We start from the raw sequence: 2709 nt of genomic DNA on the forward strand, positions 1-2709 counted from the left end.
TAGTGCTCGGCGACCCCGCGCCCCCAGGCGGCGGCGCGCTCCTGCGCGCCCTCGTCGGCGCGGGAACTGCGCACGTCACCCTCACGCAGATAGGGCACGGCCGCGACGCCGAGGACCGGAGCGCCCGCGGCGTCCTTCAGGACGAAGCACTCCTCCTCGGTGCGACTCCCGGCGACGAAGGCGCCGAGGGCCTCGAGCACCGGACGCGCCGCGCGCAGGAAGTACTGCGAGTCGTGGTTGCCCGCCGTCACGACCACCTGCTTCACGCCCGTCTGCGGAGCGCGCGCGAGGAAGTCGTAGTAGAGGCGCTGCGCCTCAGCCGAAGGCATCGTCGTGTCGAAGACGTCGCCCGAGAGCAGCACCAGGTCCGGACGGCGCTCGGCCATCAGGCCGAGGAGCCAGTTGAAGAACGCGGCGTAGTCCTCCCGCCGGTCGATGTCGGCGATCGGACGGCCGAGGTGCCAGTCGGAGGTGTGGAGGATGCGGATGGGGTCGGGCATTGCACTTCAGTCCAGCGGGTTCACGGGAAGGTGCAGTTTAGCCCGGGAATGCGCCGCTTTCAGACGCTTCCGAGCCGGCTCATCTGATAGAGGCTGGCTATGGATGAAGACTGCTTCGAGGAGCCCGGAACGTCATTCAGGGCGTCTCAGAGGAATGATCGGAAGGCGCAATCAGCCGCGCTGCGGCGCCGCGCCCGTCTTGCGGGCGAGCTCGACCGCGCGGTGGGCCTTCGCCTCCTGCGCGGCCGACGTCCCGGCGATGCGGCCGAAGACGAGCGCGTCGATGAGGCCGAGGTTGTCGAGGCGCTGCCGGCCCCAAATGCCGCCCGCGGTTTCGCCCGCGGCGAAGAGTCCCGGAATCGGGCTCCCGCGGCGGTTGAGGGCGCGCGCCTGCGTGTCGATGCGGATGCCGCCGGGCGTGCTGTGGTAGGCCGGGCGCACTTTGATCGAGTAGAAGGGGGCGTCCACGAAGGGAACAGACGGCAGCGACCTCGGGTACGCCGCCCCGTCGGTGCAGCGCGTGCGGCGGCACGCGTCGAAGGTGTAGTAGAGCGCGTCCTCGTCGACGCCGATCGAGCGGGCGAGTTCGAGGATCGTTGGGTCTGCGCGCATCGCCAGGGGCGAAAGAAGGTCGCTCTGGAGCCGCCGCGCGAGCGTGATGGTCGAGTCCGCGACCAGCCACGCGCAGGCGTCCTTCTGCTCGAGGATGGCGTTCGAGACCACCTCCGACGCGGCGAGTTCGTTCACGAACCGGCGCCCCTCGCGGTTGATGAGGACGGCGCCGCTGCGGCGGAGCGCCATCGGCACGATCACGCCCGAGAGCGCCTCGGTCGTGGGCTGCAGCACCACCGCATCAAGGTCGCAGAAGGCCGCGCCCATGCCGTCGGCAAGCCGCAGACCGTCGCCCGTGGCGGAGGCCGTGTTGGTGGTCATGAGGCGTGCGGGCGCATCGGGGCAGAGGCGGTTCACCGCCTCGAGGCTCCCGGCGAAGCCGCCCGTGGCGATCACCACCGCACCAGCATCGACGCAGGCGCAGCGGCCGAACCCGTCCTTCGCGTGGACCTGCAGTCGCCCGGCGTCAAGCCCCCCGGTGATGTTCTCCGCGCGCGTGCGGGTGATCACGGGGATGCCCAACTGCTCGACGCGGTAGAGAAGCGGGCGCATCACTTCGCTGCCCAAGGGCTCGCCCGAGGGCGGCCGGTACTCCCAGACGTGACGGTAGCCCCAGCGCGCCTCACGTCGCGGCAGATCGCAACCGATCGCCATCAACCATTCGAGCGTGTCGTCCGAGCGGTCCACAAGGAGGCGCTCGAGTTCGGGGCGACCCGTGCGGCCGCGCTCGAGCATCTCTTTGAGGAGCTTCGTGCGGTCGGCGCGGATCTCCTGCGCCTCGACGCGGCTCTTCGCGCGCTTGACGTCCTCGAGCGAGGAGACCGCCTCGTCGGCCAAGAGCGTGTTGCCGCCCACGAGCGGCATCTTTTCGAGAACGAGCACGCACGCGCCCGCCTCGTGGGCGCTGATCGCGGCGGCAAGCCCCGCGCCGCCCGCTCCGATCACGCAGACGTCGCAGGTGATCACCCCTTCCTTGTGGGGCGCGGTACAGCCGGCCGCGTCCATGCCCCAGGCGCGGGAGAGCGCCCCGGAAAGCCCCCCGAAGAGGAGGCCCGAGCAACCGGCGAAACCGGCCTTCTGGAGAAAAGTGCGGCGCGACGAGTTGTGCGGCATGACGAAGATGCTCTCGGGGGGGGGAGCGACCGCCCCTAAAAAAGGCGGGCGGGCGTTCTCCAAAAAGAAGGGGATTACGAGCGGGGCATTCTACTCAGAGGGAAAACCCTGATCCACGAAACAATGATAGCAAAGGCGCTGCGCAAGAACGATTCCGGACGACAGCGCGCCCCCTGCGGCACCGGCCGCCGCCTCCCCCGCCCTGCAGGAGAAGCCGCGGCGACAAACGACTTCAATGGCCGATGCGCCGGACCTGCGCCGCCCCGCGGCCTCCGGCCCGTTTTGGAAGTGACGATTTATTGATTTATGTCAATTGTGTAAGCCTGTCATTGAGATTCGTCAAAGCCTTTCGCTATTCATTGCCAGAATAGCGTCCATGCATGAAGGAATCGGAGGAGAGCAGGTAGTAGGACGGCTTCACTACCCTTCCATGGGTATTTTTCCCTCCGCAGTTGGTCGGGCGGAATCCCGCCCCTCCCTAGTC

At 68.5% G+C, this 2709-nt stretch carries 2 protein-coding genes; both read right to left on the reverse strand.

The genetic code is table 11. The features are described from left to right. Window positions 1-500 (reverse strand): metallophosphoesterase family protein (locus ACT6Y9_RS10195; RefSeq protein ID WP_443744449.1); only part of this gene is annotated, 500 nt, incomplete at its 3' end. Between the two features lie 171 nt (window positions 501-671). Further along, window positions 672-2225 carry an FAD-dependent oxidoreductase gene (locus ACT6Y9_RS10200; RefSeq protein ID WP_443744450.1) on the reverse strand — a complete coding sequence of 518 codons (1554 nt, stop codon included), beginning with the start codon at window positions 2223-2225 and terminating at the stop codon, window positions 672-674. Window positions 2226-2709: the final 484 nt, after the last annotated feature.

The sequence above is a fragment of the Sutterella sp. genome, from assembly GCF_052272535.1.
In the GTDB taxonomy this organism is placed as follows: domain Bacteria; phylum Pseudomonadota; class Gammaproteobacteria; order Burkholderiales; family Burkholderiaceae_F; genus Sutterella.

Excerpts from the sequence above, each read along its gene's own strand:
- ACT6Y9_RS10200 (WP_443744450.1), bottom strand. The coding sequence starts at position 2,225 with ATGCCGCACAACTCGTCGCGCCGCACTTTTCTCCAGAAGGCCGGTTTC.